The 22,682-nt window shown below is 39.2% G+C and carries 20 protein-coding genes and 1 pseudogene; 18 read left to right on the top strand and 3 right to left on the bottom strand.

Annotation, left to right across the window (positions count from 1 at the left end; genetic code table 11):
• The first annotated feature begins 30 nt into the window (after positions 1–30).
• From PQQ29_RS09650 to PQQ29_RS09610, 9 genes are all read left to right on the top strand, one after another.
• A complete protein-coding gene (locus tag PQQ29_RS09650) occupies positions 31–855 on the top strand; it encodes a M15 family metallopeptidase (protein WP_003762997.1) in 825 nt (274 codons plus the stop codon).
• Between the two features lie 124 nt (positions 856–979).
• Positions 980–1,273: a copper-sensing transcriptional repressor CsoR gene (gene csoR / locus PQQ29_RS09645; protein WP_003762995.1), complete on the top strand. Its 294-nt coding sequence runs from the start codon at positions 980–982 to the stop codon at positions 1,271–1,273.
• Positions 1,274–1,287: 14 nt separating this feature from the next.
• Entirely contained in the window at positions 1,288–3,501 is a 2,214-nt protein-coding gene (locus PQQ29_RS09640; RefSeq protein WP_003769331.1) for a heavy metal translocating P-type ATPase, read from the top strand.
• A 12-nt stretch (positions 3,502–3,513) separates the two neighbouring features.
• A complete protein-coding gene (gene copZ / locus PQQ29_RS09635; protein ID WP_003762991.1) occupies positions 3,514–3,720 on the top strand; it encodes a copper chaperone CopZ in 207 nt (68 codons plus the stop codon).
• Positions 3,721–3,872: 152 nt separating this feature from the next.
• Positions 3,873–5,363 (top strand): lmo1851 family serine protease, encoded by a 1,491-nt coding sequence (locus tag PQQ29_RS09630; RefSeq protein ID WP_003762989.1) that lies wholly within the window; start codon positions 3,873–3,875, stop codon positions 5,361–5,363.
• Between the two features lie 38 nt (positions 5,364–5,401).
• Positions 5,402–5,824: a MarR family winged helix-turn-helix transcriptional regulator gene (locus PQQ29_RS09625; protein ID WP_003769328.1), complete on the top strand. Its 423-nt coding sequence runs from the start codon at positions 5,402–5,404 to the stop codon at positions 5,822–5,824.
• Between the two features lie 153 nt (positions 5,825–5,977).
• Positions 5,978–6,700 (top strand): metal ABC transporter ATP-binding protein, encoded by a 723-nt coding sequence (locus PQQ29_RS09620; RefSeq protein ID WP_003762987.1) that lies wholly within the window; start codon positions 5,978–5,980, stop codon positions 6,698–6,700.
• 2 nt (positions 6,701–6,702) lie between these two features.
• Positions 6,703–7,545 carry a metal ABC transporter permease gene (locus PQQ29_RS09615; protein ID WP_003767474.1) on the top strand — a complete coding sequence of 281 codons (843 nt, stop codon included), beginning with the start codon at positions 6,703–6,705 and terminating at the stop codon, positions 7,543–7,545.
• On the top strand, positions 7,542–8,474 hold the full coding sequence (locus PQQ29_RS09610) for a metal ABC transporter substrate-binding protein (protein ID WP_010991682.1): 933 nt from the start codon (positions 7,542–7,544) through the stop codon (positions 8,472–8,474). Before PQQ29_RS09615 ends, PQQ29_RS09610 begins: the two co-directional genes overlap by 4 nt.
• 13 nt (positions 8,475–8,487) lie before the next feature.
• Here PQQ29_RS09610 and PQQ29_RS09605 read toward each other — a convergent pair whose 3' ends face one another.
• A complete protein-coding gene (locus tag PQQ29_RS09605) occupies positions 8,488–9,858 on the bottom strand; it encodes an MATE family efflux transporter (protein ID WP_003762981.1) in 1,371 nt (456 codons plus the stop codon).
• A gap of 173 nt (positions 9,859–10,031) precedes the next feature.
• Between PQQ29_RS09605 and PQQ29_RS09600 the strand changes: the two genes are divergently transcribed.
• The 3 genes from PQQ29_RS09600 (at position 10,032) to PQQ29_RS09590 (ending at position 12,769) form a co-directional block, all read left to right on the top strand.
• Positions 10,032–11,315 (top strand): NCS2 family permease, encoded by a 1,284-nt coding sequence (locus tag PQQ29_RS09600; RefSeq protein ID WP_003769323.1) that lies wholly within the window; start codon positions 10,032–10,034, stop codon positions 11,313–11,315.
• Between the two features lie 81 nt (positions 11,316–11,396).
• Positions 11,397–11,861 carry a signal peptidase II gene (lspA, locus tag PQQ29_RS09595; RefSeq protein ID WP_003729506.1) on the top strand — a complete coding sequence of 155 codons (465 nt, stop codon included), beginning with the start codon at positions 11,397–11,399 and terminating at the stop codon, positions 11,859–11,861.
• A complete protein-coding gene (locus PQQ29_RS09590; RefSeq protein ID WP_003762977.1) occupies positions 11,861–12,769 on the top strand; it encodes an RluA family pseudouridine synthase in 909 nt (302 codons plus the stop codon). The genes lspA and PQQ29_RS09590 overlap by 1 nt, the downstream gene beginning before the upstream one ends.
• Positions 12,770–12,786: 17 nt before the next feature.
• Here the strand turns inward: PQQ29_RS09590 and PQQ29_RS09585 are convergent, their stop codons facing one another.
• Positions 12,787–13,611 carry an STAS domain-containing protein gene (locus PQQ29_RS09585; RefSeq protein WP_003762975.1) on the bottom strand — a complete coding sequence of 275 codons (825 nt, stop codon included), beginning with the start codon at positions 13,609–13,611 and terminating at the stop codon, positions 12,787–12,789.
• A 94-nt stretch (positions 13,612–13,705) separates the two neighbouring features.
• Positions 13,706–13,931: pseudogene (locus PQQ29_RS09580) on the bottom strand (hypothetical protein).
• Between the two features lie 231 nt (positions 13,932–14,162).
• On the opposite strand from PQQ29_RS09580, the gene pyrR reads away from it, so the two are divergent.
• The 6 genes from pyrR (at position 14,163) to carB (ending at position 22,680) form a co-directional block, all read left to right on the top strand.
• A complete protein-coding gene (gene pyrR, locus PQQ29_RS09575) occupies positions 14,163–14,714 on the top strand; it encodes a bifunctional pyr operon transcriptional regulator/uracil phosphoribosyltransferase PyrR (RefSeq protein ID WP_003762971.1) in 552 nt (183 codons plus the stop codon).
• Between the two features lie 128 nt (positions 14,715–14,842).
• Positions 14,843–16,129, top strand: a complete 1,287-nt coding sequence (locus PQQ29_RS09570; protein ID WP_010991680.1) for a solute carrier family 23 protein — start codon at positions 14,843–14,845, stop codon at positions 16,127–16,129.
• Positions 16,130–16,207: 78 nt separating this feature from the next.
• On the top strand, positions 16,208–17,119 hold the full coding sequence (locus tag PQQ29_RS09565) for an aspartate carbamoyltransferase catalytic subunit (RefSeq protein ID WP_010991679.1): 912 nt from the start codon (positions 16,208–16,210) through the stop codon (positions 17,117–17,119).
• A complete protein-coding gene (locus PQQ29_RS09560) occupies positions 17,107–18,387 on the top strand; it encodes a dihydroorotase (protein WP_045553311.1) in 1,281 nt (426 codons plus the stop codon). The genes PQQ29_RS09565 and PQQ29_RS09560 overlap by 13 nt, the downstream gene beginning before the upstream one ends.
• Positions 18,384–19,475, top strand: a complete 1,092-nt coding sequence (locus tag PQQ29_RS09555; RefSeq protein WP_003762963.1) for a carbamoyl phosphate synthase small subunit — start codon at positions 18,384–18,386, stop codon at positions 19,473–19,475. The genes PQQ29_RS09560 and PQQ29_RS09555 overlap by 4 nt, the downstream gene beginning before the upstream one ends.
• Complete coding sequence (gene carB / locus PQQ29_RS09550; RefSeq protein ID WP_010991677.1) at positions 19,468–22,680, top strand: carbamoyl-phosphate synthase large subunit; 3,213 nt, start codon at positions 19,468–19,470, stop codon at positions 22,678–22,680. Before PQQ29_RS09555 ends, carB begins: the two co-directional genes overlap by 8 nt.
• Positions 22,681–22,682 lie beyond the last annotated feature (2 nt).

Here is a 22,682-nt window from a genome sequence, read left to right as displayed (position 1 = left end):
TAATGTATACAGGAAGGTTGATAAACATATATGAGTTCTTTATTAACAATTGCTTTAGCCGTTACTATCAGTTGTGTAAACACGGTAGAAGATCAATATTTCGGCGGGCAAAATGCAGAGCCAGTCGCTAAAGTGGAGCAAAAAGCCACAAGTAATAATACACTTGCTGACTTAGAAAAAGATCCGCTTTATCCTTACATTGATAAACAAAATAAATTAGTCGAAAAAAATGGGATTCAGTATATCGAAAACGAGGAAAATATATTAGTACTTGCTAATAAAGATTATTCCTTGCAGCCAACATATACCCCCCCTGATTTAGTTCGACCAAATGTTACTTTTTCTTTTGGGAATGAACAAGTAGAAAAAGCGCAATTAAGAAAAGAAGCAGGAACAGCCCTTGAAGAAATGTTCAAAGCAGCAAATCAAGATGGTAAGAAACTTTTTGCTGTGTCGGGTTATCGTTCTTATAAACGACAACAAGAGGTATTCCAAGCTGAAGTAAATTCCAAAGGGGATAAAAAAGCTAGAGAAGCAGTGGCTTACCCTGGAACAAGTGAGCACCAAACTGGATTAGCAATGGATATTTCCTCAGAAAATCAATCATATGAACTAACTGAAGCATTTGGAACTACCCCAGAAGGTAAATGGTTAGAAGAAAATGCCCATAATTACGGCTTTATCCTTCGTTATATGAAAGGTAGAGAAGATATTACGAAATATCAATACGAATCTTGGCATTATCGTTATGTTGGCAAAGACGCTGCAACAATCATTTACAAAAACAACTGGACATTAGAAGAATTTTTTGAACATGTTAAAGCACTACAAAAGAAAGTAGATGCCGCAAAATAACAAGCTTTAGAGCCATAAACATTTAGTTGTTTATGGTTCTTTTTTTATTTTTAAAAATTAAATGTTTGCAAAATATACCTATAGGGGGTATACTGTTAATTGTAGAAACAAAGGAGGAGAAAATATGAAACATGACCAACCCATTGTTCCACGCAAAGATGAAGAAACGAAATTACTTCAAAATCGTTTGCGACGTATCGAAGGCCAAATTCGCGGTATCGCTCAAATGGTCGAGGATGATAGATATTGTACAGACATCTTAGTTCAAATTTCAGCAGCGAATAAAGCACTTAAAAATGTTGGCTTGCAAGTATTAGAACATCATACAGCACACTGTGTCGTGGATGCTGCAAAAAACGGAGAAGATGACGTAATGGAGGACTTACTTAAGGCTATACGTCAGTTTTCTAAAACCTGAGGGGGGTATTTAGAGTGGATGATAAATATGTAAGACAGGATTTGAATGTTTTTGGGATGACTTGTGCGGCTTGTTCAACAAGAATTGAGAAATCTTTAAATAAAGCAGAAGGTGTTGAAAAAGCCAATGTCAATTTAGTCACTGAAAATGCGGCTGTATATTACGACCCAGAAGTGACCACGACAGAAGAATTAATCAAAGTCGTGAAGCATGCTGGTTATGATGCTGCAGAAAAAATGTCAAAAGAAGAAAAAGACGCCGTTTTAGAAAAGAATTTCAAAAAAGAAGTGAGACGTTTTATTCTTTCAGCTGTGCTCTCACTGCCATTACTTTTAACGATGGTTACTCACATTCCATATATTCATGAAATGGCGTTTGCGGAAACAATTGGTAACTGGATTAATCCAACCATTCAATTAGTACTCGCAACCATTGTCCAATTTTATATTGGTTGGCGGTTTTATGATGGGGCTTATAAGGCGCTTCGAGGTAAAAGCGCGAATATGGACGTTTTGGTCGCACTTGGTACATCCGCAGCTTACTTTTATAGTGTAGTGGAATATATCCGTCATATGATTGATCCAAGCGTGATGCCGCATTATTACTTTGAAACAAGTGCTGTGTTGATTACGTTAATCTTATTAGGTAAATTACTCGAATCATATGCAACTTCGAGAACAACAGAATCTATTGCTGGATTACTCGAACTACAAGCGAAAGAAGCAACTGTTATTCGTGAAGGCAAAGAATGGTTAGTACCAGTAGATTCTCTCAAAATTGGTGATATTATTCTAGTTCGTCCTGGTGAAAAAGTGCCAATGGATGCAGAAATTATCTCCGGAGAAACAAGCATTGATGAAGCGATGATTACTGGTGAACCCGTGCCTGTAGAGAAAAAACCAGGTGATTCTGTTATTGGAGCGACTATCAACTTTGACGGAGCTTTCCAAGCAAAAATTACGAAACGAATGGAAGAAACCGTTTTAGAATCGATTATTCGTTTAGTGGAAGAAGCACAAGGAATTAAAGCGCCAATTCAACGTTTGGCAGATAAAATCTCGGGTATTTTTGTACCGATTGTACTTGGAATTGCAGCTGTAACATTTATTATTTGGTACCTTGTAACAGGCACGGTAGATGGATCATTAGAAGCTGCAATTGCTGTTTTAGTTATTGCTTGTCCCTGTGCTCTCGGGCTCGCAACACCAACAGCGATTATGGCCGGAACTGGTAAAGGCGCCGAAAGTGGGATATTATTTAAAGGCGGGGAACATTTAGAACGTACTTCCAAAGTCGACACAATTGTTTTTGATAAAACTGGTACTTTGACAGAAGGTAAATTAGAAGTAAGTGATAAAAAAGCAAGCAACGACAAATTTTTCCCTTATTTATTCTTGATGGAACAACAATCAGAACATCCAATTGCCAAAGCGATTATCAACATGTTAGACTCTGAAAAAATCGATGTATCAGATGTAAAACAAGGAAAAATCCGCGCTAAAGCTGGGCATGGGATGACAGGTAATTTGGATGATAGTAAAGTGGAACTCGGCGCTTATCGCTATGTGTCTTCACTTACAACTATCCCGAGCGAAGAAGATGAATTAATCCAAAGTTGGATGAATGCAGGGAAAACGGTTGTAGCAATGGCAATAGACGGTACTTATGCCGGAGCACTTGCTTTATCCGATACACCACGACCAGAGGCAAAAGAAGCAATTCAAAAACTGCAAGCACAAGGTATTAAAACAGCTATTTGTTCCGGCGACCAATCTGTCGTAGTAGAAAATATGGCGAAAGATTTAGGAGCAGATATGTTTTTTGCCGAACAACTACCAAACGATAAAAGCGCATTAGTAGAAAAACTACAACAAGAAGGACATATTGTTGCATTTGTTGGCGATGGTATTAATGATGCTCCAGCTCTTGCAGCGAGTGATATTGGCATTAGTATTGGAACGGGAACAGATATTGCGATTGAAACTGGTGATGTAACGCTCGTAAGTCACCGTTTAACACTTATTCCAGAAACAATCGAACTTTCAAAAGCAACGATGCGAAACATCCGACAAAACTTTTTCTGGGCACTTGCCTATAACTGTGCGGGTATTCCAGTAGCTGCACTTGGCTTACTTGCCCCATGGGTAGCCGGACTTGCGATGGCATTTAGTTCCGTTTCGGTTGTAACTAACGCACTACGCCTAAAAAGATATAAATTTAAATCATAGGAGGAAAAGAAAATGGAAAAATTAACATTAACTGTAGAAGGTATGACTTGTGGACACTGCGAGGCTCGCGTCACCAAAGCTTTATCAGAAGTAAGTGGTGTAAAAAGCGCTGTAGTTTCTTTGGATGAAGGAACAGCAACGGTTGAATTTGAAAAAGGTCAAGTAACTGAAGATGCTTTAATTGATGCTGTAGAAGAAGCAGGATATGAAGTAGCTTAAGTTTAGAAGCGAGAGGGATTCCTGAGTGAATCCCTCTTTTTTCTTTGTCATGAAAAAAAGATACCAAAATGTTTGGAAAACTGGTAAAATAAATGAGTTAAATAAAATGTACTATTATTAGTTACATTTTACATAGAAAGTGGTGAAGAAAGATGGAACAATCCCCACAAAACAAAGAAGAAAAAGTGGAGAAACCCGAAGAAGAAAAAACAAAACCTGGCAATGGTTATATAAAAATGAAATTATTCCCATTTATAATGCTTTTATTTGCTTTTGTATTTGTTACCGCATTAGTAACAACGATCGTCATGTCTTTAGGGGATGATAAGCAAGTGAAAGTCAGCATCCCAGAGCGAAAAGAATTCACAAAGCTCTATGATGTCTATGATGAAATCTCTGAGAAATACTATAAAGACACGAAATCCACTAACATGATAGATGGAGCAATCACAGGTATGGTAAATTCCTTAGATGATCCGTATTCCACTTTTATGTCGAAAAAAGAATCGGCGGAATTTAATGACACAATTTCTTCTAGCTTTGAAGGAATTGGTGCTGAAATTCAAGAAAAAGATGGAGCTATCGTAGTTGTCTCTCCAATTAAAAACTCCCCGGCTGAAAAAGCTGGTTTGCGCCCTCAAGATATTATTACACAAGTTGATGGTAAATCTGTCAAAGGCGATACAGCGACAGAAGCAACTAAAAAAATCCGTGGTGAAAAAGGAACGGATGTCACTTTAACTATCCAACGCTCAAATGAAGATAAACCGTTTGACGTAACTATTACACGTGACGAAATTCCAATCGAAACGGTCTATAAAGAAATGGGTAATGACAAAATCGCCCACGTAACTATTAGTACCTTCTCTGAAAATACCTATGATGAGCTTGAAAAAGCATTAAAAGCTTTGGAAAAAGATGGTATGAAAGGACTTGTGATTGATTTACGAGGAAATCCAGGTGGGTTACTCGATCAAGCAGTCTCTATTTCTAGTTTATTTGTTCCTGATGGCAAAATTGTCGTTCAAGAACAAGGAAAAGATGGCGATAAATCCGCCATTAAAGCCGATAGCAGCTCACATGGTGATTATAAAGTTAAAGTACCAACAACAATGCTTATAGATGGTGGGAGTGCAAGTGCATCAGAAATTCTGGCAGCAGCAGCGAAAGAATCTGGCGGTATTAAACTTGTAGGAAATAAATCGTTTGGTAAAGGTACTGTGCAAACAGCGACCACTTTATCCGATGACTCCACACTTAAATTAACAGTCGCAAAATGGTTGACGCCAAATAGCGAATGGATTCATGAAAAAGGTATTACGCCAGATGTGGTTGTGAACATGCCAAGTTACGCGACCATGACTATTCCTTCCTCCACAAAAGTCTACAAAAATGGCGATTTTGGTGATGATGTGAAAACAATCGAAACATTGCTAAAAGCGCTAGACTACAACGTTGGAAAAGTAGATGGCTTATACGATATAGATACAGAATATGCAGTACAAAGATTTCAAGCAGCAAATAATTTAGATGTTACGGGAATTATGACCGGCGTGACAACGGATAAATTAGTTGAACTAACGCAAAAACATCTAAAAGAAACAGATCCACAACTACAAAAAGCAAAAGCCTTGGTGAAGTAAACGCATAACTTTTTTGAAAAACTGGAGGTAGCAAAAAAATGGAAACATACTTAGAAATTGAAACATTGATTAAGCGAATTTTTAATAGTTTTCGTCATGAGGTAGAAGCTGTTCTTGACAAAAGACTAAGCGGTAGCGAATACCGTGTCTTGAGTCTTATTTCTAGCGGATTAACGAAAACATCTGATTTAGCTAAAACGCTTGATGTTTCAGCCAGTCACATCACAGCCATTACAGATACTTTAGTCGAAGAGAAATTAATTACTCGTCATCGTTCTGAAGTAGACCGCCGTATTATCGAATTAAAATTAACATCTAATGCCGAGGAATTTGTCAAAGAAATTGATAAAAAGAAAAAAGAAATGATTGTTAAACGTTTTGCTGTTTTTTCCGAGTACGAACAAGCGGAATTCCGCAAATTACTAAAAAAATTAGCAGATGGCTCACAATCAAATAAATAGTAAAAATCCTGTAGTTAATAAAACTACAGGATTTTTTTAGACATTTTACTTTACAAAAAAATAATTGTTCGTTATACTTTGGATTAAAGTTGCATTAAGGAAACATTTTTAGTTAAGTATAAAAAATAGTCTTATGGGAAAAGGGTGGTAGAAATGAACATTCAAGGTTTAACGATAGCATATAAACAAAAAGTGGCGATTGATGATGTCACTCTTCAAATAGCAACAGGAAAATTAACTGGGATTGTCGGTCCCAATGGTGCTGGTAAATCTACATTATTAAAAGGAATGATGGGATTAGTTCCACGCGAAAAAGGCCAAGTAACATTAGATAATAAGCCTCTCACTTATTGGAGAAAGAAAATCGCTTATGTCCCGCAGCGTAGTGAAGTAGATTTAACTTTTCCAATCACTGTTTTTGATATGGTACTTCTTGGTACTTATCCGGCCCTGGGATTAATAAAACGCCCTGGTAAAAAAGAAAAACAGCTGGCATTTGATGCTTTAGAACAAGTGGAGATGACGGCATTTAGTAAAAGACAAATCGGCGAACTGTCAGGTGGTCAATTGCAGCGTGTGTTTATTGCTCGTGCCTTAGCGCAACATGCGGAAATCTTCTTTTTAGATGAACCATTTGCTGGCATTGATATGACTAGCGAAGCGCTTATTATGAAATTGTTAAAAAAGCTAAGAGATAACGGAAAAACTATCGTAGTCGTCCACCATGATTTTCATAAAGTAGCTGCTTACTTTGATGACATTATTTTACTCAATAAAAAATTAGTGGCACACGGTCCGGTAGAACAAACATTTACAGAAGAAAAAATTCAATTTGCTTATGGTGACGCACCGGTAGCATTTGCGGCGGGGGTGTAGAGATGCTGTTTTTAGAAGGATTAATGCAATATGGTTTTTTACAAAAAGCGCTTATTACTTCCGTGACAGTTGGTATTGTATCAGGTGTAATTGGTAGTTTTATCATTTTGCGAGGAATGTCGTTAATGGGTGATGCGATCTCTCATGCGGTGTTACCTGGTGTAGCAATTTCTTATATGATGGGGATGAACTTCTTCATAGGTGCAGCAACATTCGGCATTGCAGCAGCACTTGGCATCGGCTTTGTTAATCAAAAAAGTCGGATTAAAAATGATACAGCAATCGGCATCGTGTTTAGTGCATTTTTCGCGCTCGGGATTATTTTAATTTCATTTGCGAAGAGTAGTACCGATTTGTACCATATCTTATTCGGAAATGTGCTTGCGGTGCGGAGTTCGGATATGTGGATGACAATTATTATCGCGATACTGGTTATTTCGCTAGTCGCAATATTTTATAAAGAATTTCTAGTAAGCTCATTTGATCCTGTGATGGCAGAAGCATACGGTTTAAATGTGCGGTTCTTACACTACTTCTTAATGCTACTGCTGACACTTGTGACGGTTTCGGCCTTACAAACAGTTGGAATTATCTTAGTAGTGGCAATGTTAATTACACCAGCTGCAACAGCGTATCTCCTCACAAATAAATTATCTAAAATGATTATGCTCGCTTCCACATTTGGCGCAGTGAGTGCAATTATTGGACTTTATTTCAGTTACATTTTCAACTTAGCATCAGGTGCGGCAATGGTATTAGTTGCAACAATTATTTTCTTTATTGCCTTTTTATTCGCACCAAAACAAGGATTATTGTTTTCTAAAAAGAAGGAGGTTATCGAATGAAAAAAGTTATAGTTGGGACGCTTTTCGCTTTAGTATTAGTACTGGCGGGGTGTTCAAGCCAAAATAGCGACACGAAAAAAACAGGGGACAAATTAAATGTGGTGGCTACCTACTCCATTTTAGCGGATATTGTAAAAAATGTCGGTGGGGATAAAATTGAACTCCATAGCATCGTACCGGTTGGCGTTGACCCGCATGAATATGATCCTTTGCCAGATAATATTCAAAGCGCAGCAGATGCAGATTTAATTTTTTACAATGGCTTAAACTTAGAAACTGGGAATGGTTGGTTTGACCGAATGCTCGAAACAGCTGATAAATCAAGAGATGACAAAGACCAAGTAGTCGAGTTAAGTAAAGGGGTAAAACCAAAATATTTAACAGAAAAAGGAAAGACTTCTGAAACAGACCCGCACGCTTGGTTAGATCTTCATAACGGTATTATTTATACGGAAAATGTACGCGATGCCCTTGTAAAGGCTGATCCAGACAATGCTAATTTTTATAAAGAAAACGCCAAAAAATATATCGATAAACTAGCAACACTGGATAAAGAGGCAAAACAAAAATTTGCAGATTTACCAGAAAATCAAAAAACATTAGTGACAAGTGAAGGGGCATTTAAATATTTTGCTGCTCGCTATGGTTTAAAAGCTGCGTACATTTGGGAAATCAACACGGAAAGTCAAGGCACACCTGACCAAATGAAACAAATTATTAGTATCGTTGAAAAAGAGCGAGTACCTAACTTATTTGTCGAAACGAGCGTGGATCCGCGCAGTATGGAAAGTGTATCTAAAGAAACCGGCGTACCAATTTTCGCTAAAATCTTCACGGATTCTACTGCGAAAAAAGGCGAAGAAGGCGACACTTATTTAGAAATGATGCGCTATAATCTTGATAAAATTCATGATGGTTTAGCTAAATAAAAAAACGCAGAGATTAACTCGAAATCTCTGCGTTTTTTGCATTTAAAGAAAGCTTACGTTCCGTTTTACGAACCCGAATGGATAAAATAAACGCGGCGACAAACAAGCCAGTACTCAATCCTATCCAGTAACCAAATGGTCCTAAATTTGTAAAGGATAACCCGTAACCTACTGGGAGTCCAATTAACCAATAGGAGATAAAGGCGATAATCGAGGTAATTGCAACATCTTTATAACCCCGAAGCGCCCCAAGAACAGGTGATAAAACGGCATCTGCAAATTGAAATAATATCGCATATACTAAGAAATGCATAATTAAATCACTTAATTCTGCGTCATTCGTGTAGAAGCCAGCAATAATATCACGGAAGAAAAACAGTATCGCTCCATTAATACAGCCAATTAGAATCGCTGCCGTCATACCAATATGGCGATATTGTTTGGCATCTTTTAACCGTTTTGCGCCTGTTTCGTAACCACCAAGTATTGTCAGAGTGGAAGCAACACTAAGAGGAAACGCATAAAGCAAGGTACAAACACTATTGGCTGATTGATGCGCTGCAATCGTCTCCGTCCCAAAAGCACCCATTAAAATCGTCACCGCTGAGAAAATACTCGTTTCAAATAAAATTGTTAACCCATTTGGCACTCCAATCCCGATAATTTCTTTTACTTTGGAAAAACGAAGCGCTGTGAGGCCTTTAAAAATACCGAATTTACGCAATCTCGTTTGTGTTTGAATCAGAATCACACTAACTAAAACAACGAGCCAGTACGTAATCCCCGTCGCATAACCACTACCAGCACCACCCATTTCCGGAAAACCGAAGTTCCCAAAAATAAAGCAGTAATTTAAAAAGATATTAAACGGAACTGTACAAAGCGTAATTAACATGGTGACTCTGGTCAAACCAAGCGAATCAATGAATGAGCGTAAAATCGCTGAAATAAAAAAAGCGGGAATCCCAATACATATCCCATTTAAGAAGTGGCGAGCGATATGCGCAACTTCTGCGGTGACAGGCATATGCGTCAAAATCGTTGGAACGACTAAAAAATTAATAAGAATTAAAATAAAAGCTAAAAATAAAGCAATATATAAACCATTATGCACGGTGTTTTTGACTTGTTTTTCTTTCTTCGCCCCGATTAATTGAGCGATAATTGGTGTGATAGCCATTAATAACCCAGAAAAAGCGGCATTCACTGGAGCCCAAAATGAACTACCAATCGCTACACCAGCCAGCGCCTGATTCGAATAATTTCCGCTCATCGTTGTATCAAAAAATGTCATGGAGAAAAGCGTGAGTTGCGTAATGACAATCGGTGTGAATATCGTTAAAAACTGTTTCCATTTAGCTCCGTATGTGACTGTTTGTTGCAAGTAATCATCTCCTTTTTACATCCTTAAAGATTATAGCATAAATAAGGCAATCTGGCGGCGTAACAAAAAACTTTTCCTTTCGTATATGTACTATCTTTGTTATAATAAAGTTCTGTGGCAGGGGCAATACTCTGCGGGTTGGGAGAGGGACAATTTCATAATGAGGAAAAAGTATGCAGAAATTTTTCAACAAAGTATTTCGGCTGAACGAGCATAAAACCAATATCCGGACTGAATTTTTAGCTGGTATGATTGGCTTTTTTACGGTGGCATATATTATTGTCGTCAATAGCTCGATTTTAGCTGAGGCTGGAGTTCCTTATCAAGGAGCAGTCCTTGCGACGATTTTTATTTCGGCGTTAGGTTGTTTGATTATGGGATTTTGGGCAAATGCACCACTTATTCTAATGCCAGGAATGGGGATTAATGCGCTGTTTGCGTATACCCTTGTTCAAGGAATGGGACTAAGTTGGCAGGTTGCACTTGCTGCTGTTACGATGAGTGGCTTATTATTTATGATTCTTGCGTTCACACCACTTGCAGGAAAACTAAATAAAGCTATCCCGCTCATTTTAAAACAAGCCATTACGGTCGGGTTAGGTATTTTCTTAATCTTCCTAGGGCTTGAAAAAGGCGGAATCGTAACAAGTGGGAAACATGCCATAATTGCAGTTGGAGATTTAAGCGATCCATTCGTCTTAGCAACACTAGTTACACTTTTACTAACAATGATTTTAGTTATCCGAAAAATTCCAGGCACTTTCTTATGGAGTTTAATTATCGGAACACTTGTTGGAGTAATGTTTGGTGTAACCGGGAAAGCTGATGGCGCTTCGATTAGTGTTGCGCCGTGGAGTGATGTTCTCTTTAAAGCTGATTTTTCTGGGATGGCGAGCGTTAGTTTTTGGAGCGCCGTCTTTACGATGACAATGGTCATTGTGTTTGAAACGGTTGGTCTTACAAATGGTCAAGTAAGACAACTAAAACAAACCGAAAAATTACCACGCGTTTTAAAAGCGAGCTCCCTAACTGCCTTTTTATCTGGCTTATTTGGTACAAGTCCAACCATCTCTGCGCTTGAAAGTGGTTCGATGTTTGCGAGTGGAGCAAAAACCGGTCTGGCAACAATAACGACTGGTCTGTTCTTTATCGCATCCCTTTTCTTAATGCCGGTATTATCTTTTATTCCGAACAGTGCAATCGCGCCCATTTTAGTTGTAATTGGGATGTCGATGCTGCAAGAATTTAAAGAAATGGATTTATCCAATCCGGCAGAAACTTTTTCAGCACTACTGATTATTGTGTTAATCCCGCTGACGTATAGTATTGCAGACGGAATTGCGGCTGGTTTTATCGCGTATCCAATTCTTCGCGCTTTTACGAAGAACGAAGAACGTACTTCACCAGTCATGTATGTGATTGCAGCTTTATTTTTGCTTCAATTTATCATACAATAACAAAGAAGCAATGCGCTCTTCTTAAGTTTAAAGGGGAGCGCGTACTTTTTATCTAACTGATGTGAAAAGAGGGTTCGAAAAATGTATTATTATCTAATCACCCTAGCCGTGATTGCGCTAGACCAATTGACTAAATGGATTGTTGTTCAAAACATGGAAATTGGACAGAAAATAGAAGTTATTCCTGGATTTTTATACTGGACAAGCTATCGTAATGACGGAGCAGCTTGGAGTATTTTAGAAGGGCATATGTGGTTTTTCTATCTTATTACTGTAATCGTTATTGGAATTATAATTTATATTATGCAAAAATATGCCAAAGGAAAGCGACTATTTTCCATTAGTTTAGCGTTTATTCTAGGTGGTGCGATTGGTAATTTTATCGACCGGATCTTGCATCAAGAAGTGGTGGATTTTGTACAAACAGTGTGGGGAAATTATTACTTCCCAATCTTTAATGTGGCAGATGCCGCGCTTTCAGTTGGTGTCGTACTAATGCTCGTGTATGTTTTTGTAGACGACCGCAAAACGAAAGGAATTAAATAATGCAGAATGAAACATTGATTATAGAAGAGAGTCACGCCCGGGAACGTGTGGATAAAGTTATTGCTGAAATGATGGAAAAAAGTCGTTCAGCGATACAACTTATGCTAAAAAATGGCGATATAACGGTAAACGGAGAACTTGCGAAGCCGAATTATAAAGTTCAAGTAGGAGACGAAATTCGTTATGAAGCTCGTGAACCAGAAGAACTGGAGATTTTAGCCGAAGATATTCCACTTGATATTTATTTTGAAGACAAAGATATGCTCGTTGTAAATAAACCTGAAGGAATGGTGGTTCATCCATCAGCTGGTCATGCGAGTGGAACGCTTGTAAATGCTTTATTATTTCATTGTGATGATTTATCTGGTATAAATGGTAAAATTCGTCCAGGGATTGTTCACCGAATTGATAAAGATACATCGGGATTGCTTATGGTTGCGAAAAACGACCATGCGCATGAATCACTAGCCAAACAATTAAAAGATAAAACATCTGATCGAGAATATATCGCACTCGTCCATGGTGATATTGTCCATCAAAAAGGAACGATTGAAGCGCCAATTGGTCGAGCAAAAGAAGACCGTCAAAAAATGGCTGTTGTTCGTGACGGCAAAGAAGCGCGGACTCATTTTGAAGTAATTGAGCGTTTGCCTGGTTATACTCTTATTAACTGTAAGCTTGACACGGGGAGGACACACCAAATTCGTGTCCACCTTAAATATATTGGTCATCCGCTAGCTGGTGATCCAAAATACGGACCAAAAAATACAATAAAAGGTAATGGACAATTCCTTCATGCGGCCAAACTAGGATTTGATCATCCGACGACAAATGAACGAATGACCTTTGAAGCTCCACTACCAGATTCTTTTGAACAAGCGCTTAAATCATTACGACAAGAAAACTAAAAAAGAAGCAAGAATGCCTATTTAATGGCGTTTCTTGCTTCTTTTTCTTTGATAAGTGATTTAGTTGCTTGACGTAAAGTAGCAAATGTTTTAATGCCTTTTTGCTCGGTCAAGTTGGCTTGTACCATTATTTTGGCGGTTTCCGGCTGCATTCCGGTAATGATTGGTGTCACTCCGACAAGTTTGAGTGAAGAGAAGAAGTGCTCAATATATTCGCCAATATTAGCTGAATCAAATTGTACGCCAGATAAGTCAATAATCAAATAGTTTACGGGTTGTTCGCACGTTTCAAAAAGAGCCGTTTCGGTAATTTGTTTTGCCCGTTCATCCGTTATTTTTCCTATAAGTGGCAAAAGAAATACTTTTTCAGCAAGCCAAATTAGTTTTGTTGAACTTTTGATGATTTGGTTTTCTTTTTGTTGGACTAATTGTTCTGTAGCGAGTGTGTATCCTTCGATTAAATGTTGTGTGAAACTACTAAATACTTGGTGGAGTTTGATGCTAAAAAGATATAACTCGCGGTAATTATTACATTCTGCATTTATTTCCGAGGCATAATCTAGTAAAAATTCTTCTAGTAAACGAATATGAAATAAAATGCGTGAAATGCCAAGTGATGTAATAAATTGTGCCTTTCCTAATTCACGAGCGAATGTATTCATTTTTGCAAGGTCTTCGGTCATACCAATAAATAAATTTTCCAAGACAAAACCGGTTTCGTCCATTAGGCGGTGGTCATCTTTTAAGGCAAAAACATATGGATCATCCACAGATACATAATACGTAAGCCAACCTTTAACGACGGTTTCTTTCTGTTGTAATAAACTATTCATAATGCTCATTCTATTCACCTCTTAAGTAGATGTTTTTTTAGCTATTAAAGCATAGCATAAAGCATAAAAAAAGAGGAATAATTTCTAGAGTGAGCCCATTATTTTAAACCGTTTTATGTATAAAATGTGAAAACTTAAAAAAAACCGCAAAAAAAAGAATCATCTTCTTGGTGATTCTTCTTTTTCCTACTATAAAGATATCCTTTTTTAGTTTTTGTTTGCTTGGAGCTTAGGTCAATTAGTGCAAAGGGGCTTCGTTTGATTTCTGGATTTAAACGACCTTCACGCACTAGTTTTTGGCGTTTCTTTTTCGCTTTAGATGTAGCCATAATTTTGGCCTCCTTTATTTTATTATAAACAGTATAACATGTTTTATATTTTTTTGATTGACAGGGAGAGTTCTTTCAGGTAAGATGAATCTAATGAAATAAAGTCCTTTAACATAGTCCAGAGAGGCTAAGAAGGTGACGATAATTTGACGGGTTATTTGTATACTCGTACGCGTTCCCTTGCTTACACTGGCAGAGGGTTATTTTTTTGCACAAAAGGAGAGATTTCGGATGCAAAAACAAGTAGTTGTCATGGACGAGGCGGCAATCAAACGCGCGCTTACCCGGGTTAGTTACGAAATCATCGAACGAAACAAAGGGACAAAGAATTTAGCGCTTGTCGGTATTAAGACTCGTGGTATTTATCTTGCGGAGCGTTTGCATAAGCGGATACTTGAAATTGAAGGTATTGACGTGCCAGTCGGGGATATTGACATTACGCTTTATCGCGATGACTTATCTTTCAAAGATGATAAAACGCGCGAACCCGCTGTACATGGGACGAACATTCCATTTGATATTAATGGAAAAAAAGTCGTTCTTGTAGATGATGTGCTTTATACAGGTCGAACTGTGCGTGCCGCAATGGACGCATTAATGGATGTAGGTAGACCTGCGCAAATTCACCTTGCAGTACTGGCTGATCGGGGTCATAGAGAGCTTCCAATCAGAGCAGACTACGTAGGGAAAAATATTCCAACATCAGGTAACGAGCGAGTAGAAGTGCGTTTGACCGATGTGGATCATTCAGAAGATGCGGTTATTATCAACAAAAATGAATAACAATGTAACACTTTTTTAAAAGCAGTCCTGTGAGGCTGACAAAGAGTGATTAATTTCTATAGGGGATTATTCTATACTCTTTGTCGACCGAGGCAAGGGGTATTTTTTATGAAGAAAGAGGGAAGAAAATGACAGAAACGACAGAAACAGTGACAAAACCAGTACTAGATATACACGAAAAACCAAGCTTTAATAAATGGATTATTCTTAGCATCCAGCACCTTTTCACCATGTTTGGCTCTACTATCTTTGTGCCAAGTGTGACAGGGTTAAGTCCGGGAGTGGCGCTTGTATCTAGCGGGCTCGGGACACTTGCTTATCTAGGAATTACTCGCGGGAAAATCCCCGCATATCTAGGTTCTTCCTTTACCTTTATTGCACCAATTACAGCATTACTTGCAGCAAAATCTGGCGGAGGGCCGGGCGCAGTTATGGTCGGAACTTTCTCAGTCGGAGTAGTTTATGCAATTGTTTCTTTGATTGTTTATTACGCAGGTGTTGATTGGATTCAAAAAGTATTACCGCCAATTGTTGTTGGACCAGTTATTATGGTTATCGGTTTGTCGCTAGCTCCAAGTGCGGCTGCGATGGCGATGGGAACGAACAATGGTAAATATAGTTTAGAAACTTTAACTGTAGCAATAATCACGCTCCTTGCAACCATAATCGCCATGATGTTTTTCAAAGGATTTATGGGCTTGATTCCGATTTTGTTTGGCTTCACAGTAGGTTACTTAACAAGTATGGCTTTCGGTATGGTAGATTACACGTTAATCAAAAATGCCTCGTTTTTCCAAGTACCAGATTTCAGTATTCCATTTGTAAATATCGACCCAGTTATTACTGTTACAGTCATCCTTAGTATGGCGCCACTAGCGTTTGTTACGATGGCAGAACATATGGGGCATCAATTACTACTTAATCGAATCACAAATAAAAACTTTTTCAAAGATCCAGGACTTCATCGTTCCTTGCTTGCGGATGGTACTGCTTCGGTTATCGCATCGTTAATCGGTGGACCACCTGTAACAACATACGGTGAAAACATTGGTGTTCTAGCAATTACAAAAGTATATAGCGTGTTTGTTATAGGAGGCGCGGCAGTTTTCGCTATCCTCTTCGGATTTATCGGCTACATTAATGCAGTTATCACCTCGGTTCCAACAGCAGTTCTAGGCGGAATTTCCCTGCTACTCTTTGGGGTTATTGCGACAAGTGGACTTCGAATGATGATTGAAAACAAAATTGATTTAAGTGTCAATCGTAATATGATTATCGCTTCTGTTGTACTAGTAGTAGGAATTGGCGGCTTGTTCATTAAAGCTGGAACGTTCGAACTATCTGGTATGGCACTCGCAGCAGTCATTGGGATTATCTTAAACTTAGTCTTACCAGCCGAGCATAAATCAGCATAACACACCACAAAAAACCTCTGCAGACAAAATTTCACAGAGGTTTTTGTATAAAATGAATGAGAAAAGGTGGCGCTTTGAATGAAAAATTTGTTGTCAATGGAAGCATTAACCGTCCATGAAATCGAGCATTTATTAGAGCAGGCGGCACAGTTTAAGCACGGAAAAAAAGCAACTTTGAAAGAACAAGCTTTTGCAGTAAATATGTTTTTTGAACCAAGTACTAGAACGCATACGAGTTTTGAAGTAGCAGAGAAAAAGTTAGGAGTAGAGGTTGTGTCCTTTGACGCAGCAACTTCTAGCATGACAAAGGGCGAAACGCTTTACGACACACTGTTAACTATGGAAGCTGTCGGAGTAAATGTAGCAGTTATCAGACATTCTGAAGAAAACTACTATGCCGGACTTGATAAATTAAATATTGCTATCGTAAACGGCGGAGATGGCTGCGGGGAACATCCGAGTCAATCACTACTAGACTTATTCACGATAAAAGAACAATTTGGGACTTTTCAAGATTTAAAAGTGGCGATTGCTGGCGATATAAGACACAGCAGGGTAGCGAACTCAAATATGAAAGTATTAAAAAGACTTGGAGCGAAGTTGTTTTTCTCCGGACCGAAAGAATGGTTTGATGATAGCTACTTAGAATACGGCACATACCTACCCGTCGATGAGATTGTTGAAAAAGTCGATGTGATGATGCTGTTGCGTGTACAACATGAGCGACATAGTGGAACAGAACAATTTACAAAAGCAAGTTATCACGAAAAATTTGGACTTACGGTTGAACGGGCAGCGAAATTAAAACAAGATGCAATCATCATGCACCCAAGCCCAGTGAACCGCGACGTTGAAATTGCTGATAGCTTAGTTGAAAGCGAAAAATCACGCATTGTTACGCAAATGACAAATGGCGTTTTTATAAGAATGGCAATTTTGGAATCAATTTTAAAAGAACAGGAAATGAGGGCGAAAGTATGTACGTATTAAAAAATGGTCAAGTGTTAAATGAATCAGGCGAACTAGAGAACAAAGATGTACTTATTCAAAACGGCAAAGTCAACTTGATTGCAGATTCGATTGAAGTAACAAGTGGCGAAGAATTTGATGCAACGGGAAAACTAATCGCACCAGGCTTTATCGATGTTCACGTACATCTTCGCGAACCAGGCGGAGAACATAAAGAAACCATTTTGACAGGAACAAAAGCAGCAGCACGCGGAGGTTATACAACGATTTGTTCGATGCCTAATACAAAACCTGTTCCAGATTCCAAAGAAGTAATGAACAGTTTACAAGCAAAAATTAAAGAAACAGCAGAAGTTCGAGTGTTACCATACGCATCCATTACAACGAGTCTTGGAACGGACGAGCTAGTAGATTTTGAAGCTTTAAAAGAAGCTGGAGCATTTGCTTTTACAGATGATGGCGTGGGCGTACAGCTAGCCGGAACAATGTACGAGGCAATGAAACGAGCAGCAGCACTAGATATGGCAATCGTTGCTCACTGTGAAGACAACTCGCTCATTTACGGCGGAGTGGTCCATGACGGAATTTTTGCTGAAAAAGAAGGACTTAAAGGCATTCCAAACATTGCAGAATCGGTTCAAATCGCGCGTGATGTTTTACTAGCAGAAGCAGCCGGCTGTCACTATCATGTTTGCCATATTTCGACTAAAGAATCTGTTCGCGTGGTACGTGATGCAAAACGAGCGGGTATCCGTGTCACAGCAGAAGTTTCGCCACATCACTTGATACTCGACGAAGAGGACATTCCGGGAAATGACGGCAACTGGAAAATGAATCCACCACTTCGCAGCAAAGAAGATCGCGCGGCTCTTTTAGAAGGATTACTAGATGGAACGATTGATTTTATCGCAACTGACCACGCACCACACGCAGCGGAAGAAAAAAATGTCCCAATGGAGCAAGCCGCATTCGGTATTGTCGGTTTAGAAACGGCTTTCCCACTGCTATACACCCATTTTGTCAAAACGAACGAATGGACGTTAAAACAACTTATCGACTGGATGACAGTGAAGCCAGCAGAGTGCTTTAAACTCCCATACGGAAAACTAGAAGAAGGCGCAGTAGCAGATATTGTCGTACTTGATTTAGAAAAAGAAGCAACTATTGATCCAGCTACTTTTTACTCAAAAGGAAAAAATACACCATTTGTTGGAGAAACGTGTATCGGCTGGCCGGTAGCAACGTTTGCAGAAGGAGAACTTGTATACAATGAGGGGGAAATCAAATGACAAAGCGAATTTTAATGCTAGAAGATGGCAATTACTTTATCGGTGATGCAATTGGTAGTGAAAAAGAAACAATCGGTGAAGTTGTTTTTAATACGGGAATGACTGGCTACCAAGAAACAATCACAGACCCTTCATATTATGGGCAAATTATCACTTTTACGTATCCACTTGTTGGAAACTACGGCGTGAACCGCGATGATTTTGAATCCATTAATCCAGCTGTTAAAGGAGTCGTTGTGCGTGAAGCCGCAGAGTATCCATCCAACTGGCGCAACCAAATTACTTTAAATGAATTTTTAAAAGAAAAAGGCATTCCTGGAATCGCGGGAATTGATACGCGTAAATTAACGAAATTAATTCGTAAAGAAGGTACGCTAAAAGGAATTTTATCAGCAGCAACAGCAGACAAAGAAGAATTGCTACACCATCTTCGTTCTGTACGCTTACCAGTTGACCAAGTACATGAAGTATCTTCAGCTAAAGCTTTTGCAAGTCCTGGCGATGGTAAACGAGTTGTACTTGTGGATTATGGTGTGAAAAGCTCGATTTTACGAGAACTGAATAAACGTAATTGTTATGTGACGGTTGTTCCTTATAATACAACTGCCGAAGAAATCCTTGCCATGCATCCAGATGGCGTGATGTTATCAAACGGACCTGGTGACCCGAAAGACGTACCCGAAGCGCTAGAAATGATTCGCGGTATTCAAGGTAAACTGCCATTATTTGGAATCTGCTTAGGGCACCAACTATTTGCACTAGCAAACGGAGCAGATACGTTTAAATTGAAGTTCGGTCACCGTGGCGCGAATCATCCAGTAAAAGAACTAGCAACCGGCCGCGTTGACTTCACTGCGCAAAATCACGGTTATGCGGTAGAAAAGGAATCGCTTATCGGCACTGATTTAAAAGTAACGCATATTGAATTAAACGATGAAACAGTGGAAGGCCTTGCACACAAGGAATACCAAGCGTATACCGTACAATATCATCCAGAAGCAAACCCAGGTCCAAGTGACGTTAACTACTTGTTTGACGAATTTATGGAAATGATGAATGTGAAAGAGGAGGGTGAATTACATGCCTAAACGTGACGATATAAAAACAATTCTTGTAATCGGCTCTGGCCCGATTGTTATTGGACAAGCAGCGGAGTTTGACTATGCGGGAACTCAAGCCTGCTTAAGCTTAAAAGAAGAAGGTTATCGGGTAGTATTAGTGAACTCGAATCCAGCGACGATTATGACAGACGCAGAAATGGCTGACAAAGTATACATTGAGCCAATTACACTTGATTTTGTATCGCGCATCATTCGTAAAGAACGTCCGGATGCCATTTTACCTACGCTTGGAGGACAAACGGGGTTAAACATGGCGATGGAACTTTCAGCTGCGGGGATTTTGGATGAATGTAATGTGGAAGTACTTGGAACTGATTTGACAGCGATAAAAAAAGCGGAAGACCGGGAAGCTTTCCGTGATTTGATGAATGAACTAGGTGAGCCAGTACCAGAAAGCGATATTATCCATAATTTAGACGAAGCTTATACTTTTGTAGAACGAATTGGCTATCCGGTTATCGTTCGCCCGGCTTATACGTTAGGTGGTTCTGGCGGCGGGATATGCCATAATGAACAAGAATTAATTGAGACAGTAACTAGCGGATTAAAATTAAGCCCAGTAACTCAGTGCTTACTAGAAAAAAGTATCGCTGGATTTAAAGAAGTAGAATATGAAGTAATGCGTGATGCGAACAATAACGCGATGGTTGTTTGTAACATGGAAAATATTGACCCAGTTGGCATACATACCGGCGATTCGATTGTTGTTGCACCAAGTCAAACACTTTCCGACCGTGAATACCAACTGTTGCGGGATGTTTCATTAAAAATTATCCGCGCACTGGAAATTGAAGGTGGCTGTAATGTTCAGCTAGCACTTGATCCGGATAGTTACAACTACTATGTAATCGAAGTAAACCCGCGTGTGAGTCGTTCATCCGCACTTGCCTCGAAAGCAACTGGTTACCCGATTGCAAAACTAGCAGCAAAAATCGCAGTTGGCTTAACACTAGATGAAGTTAGAAATCCAGTAACAGGAACAACTTACGCGCATTTTGAACCAACGCTAGATTATGTTGTTGCGAAAATTCCACGGTTTGCTTTTGATAAGTTCGAACAAGCGGATCGTCGCCTTGGCACACAAATGAAAGCAACTGGAGAAGTTATGGCAATCGGTCGTTCATGGGAAGAAGCCCTTCTAAAAGCAGTACGTTCCCTTGAAATTGGCGCTGACCATTTACTACTCGAAGAAGCTGAAAATGCTGACGCGGAAACATTAGAACGCAAAATTTGTTTCCCAGAAGATGATCGCTTATTCTTCTTAGCAGCAGCATTGCGCCGTGGTCAAACAATCGAACAACTACACGCGAAAACAAAAATAGATTTATTCTTCCTATACAAATTAAGTAAAACGATCGAACTAGAAAATCGCTTGAAAGAAAACCCGCAAAACGAAGAAATTTTAGCAGAAGCGAAACGAGCAGGTTTTTCTGACGCGTTTATCGCCACTTGCTGGAATATCGACGAACAAGCAATATACGACTTACGAAAAGCGCAAAATCTTTTCCCAGTATATAAAATGGTGGATACATGTGCGGCCGAATTTGAGTCCACTACGCCATACTTCTATAGCACCTACGAAGATGAAAATGAGTCGATACGCTCAAGTAAAGAAAGCGTAATTGTACTTGGCTCTGGTCCGATTCGGATTGGGCAAGGGGTAGAATTTGATTACGCGACAGTACATTCCGTCTGGGCAATTCAACAAGCCGGTTACGAGGCGATTATCATCAACAATAACCCGGAAACAGTCTCTACCGACTTTAGTATATCGGACAAACTGTACTTTGAACCACTTACTTTAGAAGATGTTATGCATGTAATCGAAATCGAACAACCACTTGGCGTTGTCGTACAATTCGGTGGACAAACTGCCATTAACTTAGCAGATGGGCTTGCGAAACGAGGAGTTAAAATTCTTGGTACAAGCTTAGAAGATACCGACCGTGCAGAAAACCGCGACGCTTTTGAAAAAGCATTAGAAATCTTACAAATCCCACAACCAGCTGGAAAAACAGCCACTTCCGTAGAAGCAGCGATCAAAGTAGCAACGGATATTGGCTACCCAGTCTTAGTGCGACCATCTTATGTACTTGGTGGACGGGCAATGGAAATTGTAGAATCTGAAGAAGCGTTAAAACATTATATGACAAATGCAGTAAAAGTTAATCCGAAACATCCTGTGTTAGTCGATCGTTATGTTAGCGGTCAAGAAGTAGAAGTCGACGCAATCAGCGACGGCGAAAATGTATTAATCCCTGGAATCATGGAACACATTGAACGTGCCGGTGTCCATTCTGGTGACTCGATTGCCGTATATCCAGCACAACGTTTAAGCGAACAGGTGAAAAATACAATTGTAGATTATACGACCAGACTTGCAACCGGCTTAAACATTATCGGTATGCTTAACATCCAGTATGTTGTTGACGGTGAAGAAGTTTTCGTTATCGAAGTAAACCCTCGCTCAAGCCGGACAGCACCATTTTTAAGTAAAATCACGGAAATCCCAATGGCGAATGTGGCAACAAGAGTTATTTTAGGAGAAAACTTGATTGACCTTGGTTACACGCCGGGACTTGCACCAGAAAAACAAGAAATTTTTGTGAAAGTACCCGTGTTCTCCTTCGCGAAATTGCGTAGCGTTGATACATCACTTGGACCTGAAATGAAATCAACCGGGGAAGTTATGGGGAAAGACGTTACGCTTGAAAAAGCTCTCTATAAAGGCTTTGTAGCAAGTGGAACAACGATGCATGATTATGGGACAGTACTGCTAACAGTTGCTGACCGTGATAAAGAAGAAGCAGTTGAACTAGCTAAGAGATTTAATCGCATCGGTTTCACTATCATGGCGACAAAAGGAACAGCCAGCACACTAGAAGAAGCAGAAATCCCAGTTTCACAAGTGAAAAAAATTGGTGAAAATCAAGAAACATTAATTGATTACATTCGAAACGGCCAAGTTACGCTCGTAGTGAACACTTTAACTACAGGTAAACGTCCAGAACGTGATGGTTTCCAAATTCGTCGTGAATCTGTCGAAAATGGCATTCCAGTTTGTACGTCGCTTGATACAGCAGAAGCAATCTTGCGTGTACTTGAATCACGCTCCTTCGAACTAGAATCAATGAATGCCAGTGAAGTTAAGCAACCTAAAGCACGTGTATAAAT

Source organism: Listeria innocua, assembly GCF_028596125.1.
Lineage (GTDB): Bacteria > Bacillota > Bacilli > Lactobacillales > Listeriaceae > Listeria > Listeria innocua.
The sequence above is the reverse complement of the archived record's forward strand: the minus strand, read 5'-3'. Positions and strand labels throughout refer to the sequence as shown.

Bases quoted from the DNA above. Each gene is read 5' to 3' on its own strand.
- PQQ29_RS09650 (WP_003762997.1), top strand. From the start codon at position 31: ATGAGTTCTTTATTAACAATTGCTTTAGCCGTTACTATCAGTTGTGTA.
- csoR (WP_003762995.1), top strand. From the start codon at position 980: ATGAAACATGACCAACCCATTGTTCCACGCAAAGATGAAGAAACGAAA.
- copZ (WP_003762991.1), top strand. From the start codon at position 3,514: ATGGAAAAATTAACATTAACTGTAGAAGGTATGACTTGTGGACACTGC.
- PQQ29_RS09630 (WP_003762989.1), top strand. From the start codon at position 3,873: ATGGAACAATCCCCACAAAACAAAGAAGAAAAAGTGGAGAAACCCGAA.
- PQQ29_RS09625 (WP_003769328.1), top strand. From the start codon at position 5,402: ATGGAAACATACTTAGAAATTGAAACATTGATTAAGCGAATTTTTAAT.
- PQQ29_RS09620 (WP_003762987.1), top strand. From the start codon at position 5,978: ATGAACATTCAAGGTTTAACGATAGCATATAAACAAAAAGTGGCGATT.
- PQQ29_RS09615 (WP_003767474.1), top strand. From the start codon at position 6,703: ATGCTGTTTTTAGAAGGATTAATGCAATATGGTTTTTTACAAAAAGCG.
- PQQ29_RS09610 (WP_010991682.1), top strand. From the start codon at position 7,542: ATGAAAAAAGTTATAGTTGGGACGCTTTTCGCTTTAGTATTAGTACTG.
- PQQ29_RS09600 (WP_003769323.1), top strand. From the start codon at position 10,032: ATGCAGAAATTTTTCAACAAAGTATTTCGGCTGAACGAGCATAAAACC.
- lspA (WP_003729506.1), top strand. From the start codon at position 11,397: ATGTATTATTATCTAATCACCCTAGCCGTGATTGCGCTAGACCAATTG.
- PQQ29_RS09590 (WP_003762977.1), top strand. From the start codon at position 11,861: ATGCAGAATGAAACATTGATTATAGAAGAGAGTCACGCCCGGGAACGT.
- PQQ29_RS09585 (WP_003762975.1), bottom strand. From the start codon at position 13,611: ATGAGCATTATGAATAGTTTATTACAACAGAAAGAAACCGTCGTTAAA.
- pyrR (WP_003762971.1), top strand. From the start codon at position 14,163: ATGCAAAAACAAGTAGTTGTCATGGACGAGGCGGCAATCAAACGCGCG.
- PQQ29_RS09570 (WP_010991680.1), top strand. From the start codon at position 14,843: ATGACAGAAACGACAGAAACAGTGACAAAACCAGTACTAGATATACAC.
- PQQ29_RS09565 (WP_010991679.1), top strand. From the start codon at position 16,208: ATGAAAAATTTGTTGTCAATGGAAGCATTAACCGTCCATGAAATCGAG.
- PQQ29_RS09560 (WP_045553311.1), top strand. From the start codon at position 17,107: ATGTACGTATTAAAAAATGGTCAAGTGTTAAATGAATCAGGCGAACTA.
- PQQ29_RS09555 (WP_003762963.1), top strand. From the start codon at position 18,384: ATGACAAAGCGAATTTTAATGCTAGAAGATGGCAATTACTTTATCGGT.
- carB (WP_010991677.1), top strand. From the start codon at position 19,468: ATGCCTAAACGTGACGATATAAAAACAATTCTTGTAATCGGCTCTGGC.